The organism is Desulfamplus magnetovallimortis (genome assembly GCF_900170035.1).
Taxonomy (GTDB): domain Bacteria; phylum Desulfobacterota; class Desulfobacteria; order Desulfobacterales; family Desulfobacteraceae; genus Desulfamplus; species Desulfamplus magnetovallimortis.
In genome coordinates this window covers 203,878-210,685 of the sequence record NZ_LT828544.1, presented here as the reverse complement: position 1 = coordinate 210,685, position 6,808 = coordinate 203,878, and the positions used below count along the sequence as shown (strand labels likewise).

General features: G+C 37.5%; 7 protein-coding genes and 1 pseudogene. 3 read left to right on the top strand and 5 right to left on the bottom strand.

What is annotated here, in order from left to right; translation table 11 throughout:
• Positions 1–133: 133 nt before the first annotated feature.
• Both MTBBW1_RS11120 and MTBBW1_RS11115 read right to left on the bottom strand, forming a co-directional pair.
• Positions 134–1,006 (bottom strand): formylglycine-generating enzyme family protein, encoded by an 873-nt coding sequence (locus MTBBW1_RS11120; protein ID WP_080803384.1) that lies wholly within the window; start codon positions 1,004–1,006, stop codon positions 134–136.
• Positions 1,007–1,075: 69 nt separating this feature from the next.
• Positions 1,076–1,228: pseudogene (locus MTBBW1_RS11115) on the bottom strand (tyrosine-type recombinase/integrase); the annotation flags it as partial.
• A gap of 272 nt (positions 1,229–1,500) precedes the next feature.
• Here MTBBW1_RS11115 and MTBBW1_RS11110 point away from each other — a divergent pair.
• The 3 genes from MTBBW1_RS11110 to MTBBW1_RS11100 are packed head-to-tail and all read left to right on the top strand — an operon-like array spanning position 1,501 to position 5,432.
• Positions 1,501–3,078: an ATP-binding protein gene (locus tag MTBBW1_RS11110; protein WP_080803381.1), complete on the top strand. Its 1,578-nt coding sequence runs from the start codon at positions 1,501–1,503 to the stop codon at positions 3,076–3,078.
• A gap of 19 nt (positions 3,079–3,097) precedes the next feature.
• On the top strand, positions 3,098–3,820 hold the full coding sequence (locus MTBBW1_RS11105; RefSeq protein ID WP_080803379.1) for a hypothetical protein: 723 nt from the start codon (positions 3,098–3,100) through the stop codon (positions 3,818–3,820).
• 16 nt (positions 3,821–3,836) lie between these two features.
• The gene (locus tag MTBBW1_RS11100; RefSeq protein ID WP_080803376.1) at positions 3,837–5,432 is read left to right on the top strand and encodes an ATP-binding protein; all 1,596 of its coding nucleotides are present in this window, start codon (positions 3,837–3,839) and stop codon (positions 5,430–5,432) included.
• Between the two features lie 284 nt (positions 5,433–5,716).
• Here the strand turns inward: MTBBW1_RS11100 and MTBBW1_RS11090 are convergent, their stop codons facing one another.
• The 3 genes from MTBBW1_RS11090 to MTBBW1_RS11080 form a co-directional block, all read right to left on the bottom strand.
• Complete coding sequence (locus MTBBW1_RS11090) at positions 5,717–6,103, bottom strand: type II toxin-antitoxin system VapC family toxin (RefSeq protein WP_080803370.1); 387 nt, start codon at positions 6,101–6,103, stop codon at positions 5,717–5,719.
• Entirely contained in the window at positions 6,091–6,318 is a 228-nt protein-coding gene (locus MTBBW1_RS11085; RefSeq protein ID WP_080803368.1) for a type II toxin-antitoxin system Phd/YefM family antitoxin, read from the bottom strand. Before MTBBW1_RS11085 ends, MTBBW1_RS11090 begins: the two co-directional genes overlap by 13 nt.
• An 85-nt stretch (positions 6,319–6,403) precedes the next feature.
• Positions 6,404–6,808 (bottom strand): hypothetical protein (locus MTBBW1_RS11080; protein WP_186441215.1); only part of this gene is annotated, 405 nt, incomplete at its 5' end.

Sequence of the window (6,808 nt, the reverse complement as noted above, 5' to 3'; positions counted from 1 at the left end):
TAGATCATCATTAAAGCGTGATGGAAAAGTATCAATATAATCCATAAGTTGAGATATAGATGTGATGCTGTTTTGAAGCTGTGTCTGCCAGCCACTCATATTTGTCAAACAGCTCTTTTGCATGATCATATTTTTAAAGTTCCTTTACAATCCTGAAACCAAGGCTGTTTCTTTTTGCAACAGGTTTATAGTATCCCCTGTTTGCGCTTCGCAGGAATCCCGGTGGCTGATGCCATGCACCTCCCCTAAACACCCTGTGATCTCCTGTTTTTGAAAGGGGATCCACAATATTGTTTTTGTATGTAGATGTTATAACACCGGTTCTGCCCTTAAAACTCCAGATCTCCCGCCATTTACAGAAATCAAGGCACCACTCCTGAACATTGCCGTGCATGTCATAAAGTCCCCATGCATTTGGCTCTTTTGTTTTTACAGGGTGTGGCCGGAGCACATCAGGGGGATTCTTGTAACCGGAATTGCCGCAATACCAGGCAATGGCATCAAGCACAGGATCAACTGGTGTGCATCCATCTTCCGTCATATTGCCACCATAAAACGCAGTTGCAGTGCCGGCTCTGCATGCATATTCCCATTCAGCTTCGGTGGGAAGCCGGTATTTTGTTGTTTTTTCATATTGATTTAAGAATGATATAAACTGCATGCATTGATTCCATGATACAGTATCCATTGGACATGCAGCACCACAATCCTTGAAAGCAGAAGGATTCTCCTCCACAAGGGCATTCCATTGTCCCTGGGTAACTTCAGTCTCCTGCATATAAAAACTTTTTGAGATTGTAACAGTATGAAGCATCTCGTTCCAGTCTCTTCCAGGTTCTGTTTCAGGGCTTCCCATTACAAATTTCCCTGCTGGAATCAGGACAAACGTCATACCAAGTTTATTGGTGATGGTTTTATTCTTGCCTGCACTTGTTTGAGCAGCCAAAAGGGATAGGAGAAGCATCAACAGAAACAATATGCTTTTTTCAAATTGTGGAGGTCTCATTATTGACTCCTTTGTATATTATCGTTTTTGTCCGTGATATGACTTCCCTGATGCTTGCCTGAATTCCTTTTAAATGTCAAGGTCATCCAGTGGGCTTCTGACTCCTTGCCCACATTGATTCAAAACATGGGTATATATCATCGTTGTTTCAACATTTTTGTGACCCAAAAGTGATTGAATGGTTCTGATATCAGTTCCTCGCATAAGAAGATGAGTCGCAAGTCTTAACTGTTCATGAGTTGGGACTTGTTTTTAGTAAAAAATTGAATTATTTATTAAATTAATGAAAATATTGTTATGATATTTAATTTTATTGAATGTTCTCCATAATTTACTGACATATAAAGACTTTCATGCTTCGTTGTGGCAGATGGCTCTGCCATGGCCGTTTATATGAAAGTCTCGGTAACAGCCTGTTTTTAAAACGACTTTCATCTCTTCGATTGTGGCGGTCATCAGCCATGTACGTTTTAAATGAATAGCAAGGAGTCCACATGAAAAATTTACCACTGAGCATCAACACGCTTTCAAAAATCATTGGAAAAAACTGTATTTATGTTGATAAAACAAAAATGGCATACCAATTAATTTGTCAACCAGGTGCGTTTTTTCTATCAAGACCCCGAAGATTTGGTAAAAGCTTGTTTATTGATACTTTAAAAGAGATTTTTGAAGGCAATCAAGAGCTTTTTAAAGGACTTTACATTCATGATAAATGGGATTGGAGTCAAAAATTTCCAGTAATAAAAATTGATTTTTCTGATGGTACCCTTAAAAATAGCGAACGCCTTGACAAAAGGATATATGAAATCCTTTACGACAATGCTGATAATTTACAAATCAAACTTAATTTAAACAGAGATATTCCCGGAACCTTTGGCGAACTTATAAGGCTTTCAGATAAGAAATATGGCAATAAAACTGTAGTTCTTGTGGATGAATATGACAAACCAATACTTGATAATATTGAAAACAGTAAAGTTGCCGCTGAAATGCGGGAAGGCTTGAAAAATCTTTACTCTGTCCTCAAGGGACAAGATGCACATCTTCAATTTGTCTTTATGACAGGTGTAACGAAATTCTCCAAGGTCAGCCTTTTTAGTGGTGTTAATCAGCTCACAGATATTACATTAAATACGCAATATTCAACAATATGTGGTTACACCCATGGGGATATGGAGCGTCAATTTTCAGAACATCTTGATAATGTTCAATGGGAAAAACTTAAATACTGGTACAATGGTTATAAGTGGCTGGGCAATACTAATGTTTATAATCCTTACGATATTTTATTGTTTATTCATAATAGAATGCTATACCGAAACTATTGGTTTGAAACAGGAAACCCCACTTTTTTAGTGAAACTATTTCAAAAAAACCGCTATTTTCTGCCATCCCTTGAAAACCTTGTTGTCACAGAAGAAATTATAGATTCCTTTGATATTGAAAAGATCAATCCTTTGACATTGCTTTTCCAGAGTGGATATCTGACTGTGGAAAAAACCTTTACCCGTCGCCAGCGGCTTATGTTTCAGCTTAAAATACCCAATTTTGAAGTAAAGATCGCACTCCATGACCATTTTATAAATGCCTACACTGATCTTGTGAATGAAAAAATAGGTTTACAGGATAATTTATATGATTGCTTAGAGCAAGGAGATGTTAGGGGAATGGTGCAGGTTATAAAACGCCTTTTTGCATCAATCCCCTGGCGAAATTTTACAAACAACGATCTTGCTGATTATGAAGGATATTATGCCTCTGTGCTTTACGCATTTTTCTCTTCCCTGGATGCAGAGATAATACCTGAAGATATAACAAACCACGGGCAGGCTGACATGACTGTAAAGTTAGCAAATCATGTTTATGTTATGGAGATAAAGGTAGTGGATAATGCTAATATTGATGATATTAACGGTGATGATGTCAATGTGATACAGCACAACAATTCGGCACTAAAACAGATTCAGGCAAAAGGCTATGCAGAAAAATACAGAGGTATCAAGGGAATAACCGTGCATGAGGTGGGGCTTGTGTTCAGTACAACATTAAAAAATTTATTAAATCAATAATAAGTAAGGAGAGAGACTAATGGGAGAAGCAGCTTTAAAAGAACGGGTAAGTGACTTGGAACAAATGATGATGCAATTGACATATCAATCCATGAAGACAGATATGGCTGTCCAGGAATTAGCAAACGAGATGAAAGAATTTAAGAACGAGATGAAAGAATTTAAGAACGAGATGAAAGAATTTAAGAACGAGATGAAAGAATTTAAGAACGAGATGGGAGAATTTAAAGATGAAATGAGAGAGTTTAAAAATGAGATGACCCGATACAGAATTGAAAGTGAAGCTGATCGGAAAAGAAGAAACAAGGAGTGGGGAGAACTTGCCAACAAAATGGGTACTATTGTGGAGGACATTGTGGCACCTGGTGTGAATGGAGTAGCTCGTCAATATTTTGGAATTGAAGAGTTTGATTCTTTTGCGGTAAGGTACCGTAAAATCAGCCCTGACCGAACCCAAAGACGGGAATTTGATGTGGTTGCTGAAACATCTGACCTTATTTTTATAGTAGAAACAAAGGCAACTCCAAGAACAGAATATATTAGAGAATTCATTAGTCTGATTCCGGAACTCAATATGTGGTTTCCAGTCATAGGAGAAAAAAAGCTCATACCCATATTTGCATCACTTAATATTTTAGATGACCAGGTGGCATATCTCAGTAAAAATAATATCCTTGCCATGGGAATGCGGGATGATGGTATGGATTTATACAACCCTGATGTTCGTGAATATCTGAAATGAATAGCAAGGAGTCCACATGAAAAATTTACCTCTGAGCATCAACACGCTTTCAAAAATCATTGAAAAAAACTGTATTTATGTTGATAAAACAAAAATGGCATACCAATTAATTTGTCAACCAGGTGCGTTTTTTCTATCAAGACCGAGAAGGTTTGGCAAAAGCCTTTTTATTGATACTTTAAAAGAGATTTTTGAAGGCAATCAAGAGCTTTTTAAAGGGCTTTACATTCATGATAAATGGAACTGGAGTCAAAAATACCCTGTAATTGTTATTGATTTTGCAGGTGCAGTGCTTAAGAACCGCAAAGATCTGGATAACCGTATCAGAAAAATCATCAGATCCAACGAACAGCAATTGAATCTTGAACCTTCCCTTGACATTGACATTCCAGGGCTGTTTGAAGATCTTATAATGAACAGTGCAAAAAAATATAATCAAAAAGCTGTGGTTCTTGTTGATGAATATGACAAGCCAATACTTGATAATATTGACAACAGCAAAGTTGCTGCCGAAATGCGGGAGGGACTGAAAAACCTTTACTCTGTCCTCAAGGCACAGGATGCACATCTTCAATTTGTTTTTATGACAGGTGTGACCAAATTTTCCAAGGTGAGCCTTTTCAGTGGAGTTAATCAACTCACTGATATTACATTGAATGAAAATTATTCCACAATCTGCGGTTATACCCATGAAGATGTTGACAATCAGTTTTCAGAATATCTCAATAATGTTGACAGTAACAGACTTATGTACTGGTACAATGGTTATAAGTGGCTGGGCAACACTCCCGTTTATAATCCCTATGATATTCTATTATTTATTCATAATAAAATGTCTTATCGAGCCTACTGGTTTGAAACCGGTAACCCCACTTTTTTGGTAAAGCTGTTTCAAAAAAACCGCTATTTTCTCCCTTCCCTTGAAAATCTTGTGGTCACAGAGGAAATCATAGATTCCTTTGAGGTGGAAAAGATAAACCCCTTGACCCTGCTTTTCCAGAGTGGCTATCTCACTATAAAAAGAACCTTTACCCGTCGCCAGCGGCTTATGTTTCAGCTTAAAATCCCCAATTTTGAAGTTAAAATTGCCTTGCATGACCATTTCATAAATGCCTATACTGATCTTGTGAATGAAAAAATAGAATTGCAGGATAATTTATATGATTGCTTAGAGCAAGGAGATGTTGTGGGAATGGTGCAGGTTATAAAACGCCTTTTTGCATCAATCCCATGGCGAAATTTTACAAACAACGATATTGCCGACTATGAAGGGTATTATGCTTCTGTACTTTATGCCTTTTTCTCTTCCCTTGATGCAGAGATTATTCCCGAGGATATAACCAATCACGGACAGGTTGACATGACTGTAAAGTTGGGGAATCATGTTTATGTTATGGAGATAAAGGTTATGGATCAGGATAATATTAATATTATTGATACAAATAACAAAATGGATGCCTTGAATCCTTTGGAAAATCCGGATCACAATCCAGCGTTAAAGCAGATTCAGGAAAAGGGTTATGCAGAGAAATACAGAGGCATCAAGGGGATAACCGTGCATGAGGTGGGGCTTGTGTTCAGTAAAAAGTTGAGAAATTTATTAAGGAATTGATTTTGTAAGTATCTGCTCCCCCAACTATCTTCATGATGCCCATATAAGATTTGCCTTGAGAATAGGTGCCGATGCCTTTTGTGAAATAACCCTTATGCTGAAATGGAACCTTGATGCCTTGCAGGAGCTTGAAAAGGAAACCCTACATACAGATCAATAACTGTGGTTGGTGAGGAGATTGAGTTTTCAGGTGGTTTTACAGATCTCCATACAATGGTATATCAGGATATATTGAATGGAACCGGTTCCGCTCCCCATTTCCTCCATTTCCCCCATTTCCCTTTTTATCTGAGAACTTTAACTGAATATTGGTCAAATCTACTGTCATGTGTTACAATAGGAAGGCAGTTTAAAATTGCAGTAGCGATAATAATTCTGTCTGCTGGGTCTTTGTGAATCAACGGTAGAGAGGCTGAGAATAATGCAATTTTACCTGTTATCGGTATTTCGACAAGATCGTGAATAGAAAGTGCTTTACTGTACCATTCTTCTGCATCCATAGGCAGTTTCAATTTTTTTATTGCTGTTTTGCAACCGATCTCAAGTGCTGTTGCTGCACTCACATAGACGATTTTTGCCTCTTCAATTGCTTCTAATGTTTTTCTCGATATTTTACTTCCTCCATTCACAAGCCAAATCAACCCGCATGTATCAAGCATTATTTCAGACATTCAAAATCTCCGCTCATGTCATCGTCAAAAATATCACCGTTGATATCAACATAAAGTTCTGGAGACCCTTTTAATCGATTTTTTGACTTATGTGCGACTATTTCAACAACTGGTTTTCCATTCCGGCATACTAAATAGGATGTATTCCTTGTTTCGATATCGGATATAAGTTTGGAAAGCTTATTTTTCGCTTCAAAGATACTTATTACTTCCATATAACACCTCTTTTAATCATAATTCTGGGAGCGATTTCTAAATTAAGCCCTATCTTGCCTCATTCTTTATCATAGCTTAGTTAGCTTAGCCATAATTGTCAACCGAATTATTTTGAATATGCACTATGTGCCTGTCCCCATTCTTCTCTCTCAACTGTCGCCTTAAAAGGGAACCATCATTATGATGAAAATCCAGATCATTTAAAATCTCACGTTCAAGTCTGTCAACTTTGTCAATTACAGGCTTGACCATGGTACGTCGATCCCAGGCAATATACCCAAACAGAGCGACTATTAAAGTTACAAGGGAACTAAAAAAAACAAGCATGGTTGAATTTGAATCGTCCATTCTTTTCCCAAGTGCTTCCTGGCCTGCTTTCATTTCAGATCTCAGTGCTTCCTGGCCAGCTTTCATTTCAGATCTCAGTGATTCCTGACCAGCTTCTAATTTAGCAAGTTTTTCAATGATCTCTCTATCTGATATACGAAG

Excerpts from the sequence above, each read along its gene's own strand:
- MTBBW1_RS11090 (WP_080803370.1), bottom strand. The coding sequence starts at position 6,103 with ATGTCTGAAATAATGCTTGATACATGCGGGTTGATTTGGCTTGTGAAT.
- MTBBW1_RS11120 (WP_080803384.1), bottom strand. The coding sequence starts at position 1,006 with ATGAGACCTCCACAATTTGAAAAAAGCATATTGTTTCTGTTGATGCTT.
- MTBBW1_RS11110 (WP_080803381.1), top strand. The coding sequence starts at position 1,501 with ATGAAAAATTTACCACTGAGCATCAACACGCTTTCAAAAATCATTGGA.
- MTBBW1_RS11105 (WP_080803379.1), top strand. The coding sequence starts at position 3,098 with ATGGGAGAAGCAGCTTTAAAAGAACGGGTAAGTGACTTGGAACAAATG.
- MTBBW1_RS11085 (WP_080803368.1), bottom strand. The coding sequence starts at position 6,318 with ATGGAAGTAATAAGTATCTTTGAAGCGAAAAATAAGCTTTCCAAACTT.
- MTBBW1_RS11100 (WP_080803376.1), top strand. The coding sequence starts at position 3,837 with ATGAAAAATTTACCTCTGAGCATCAACACGCTTTCAAAAATCATTGAA.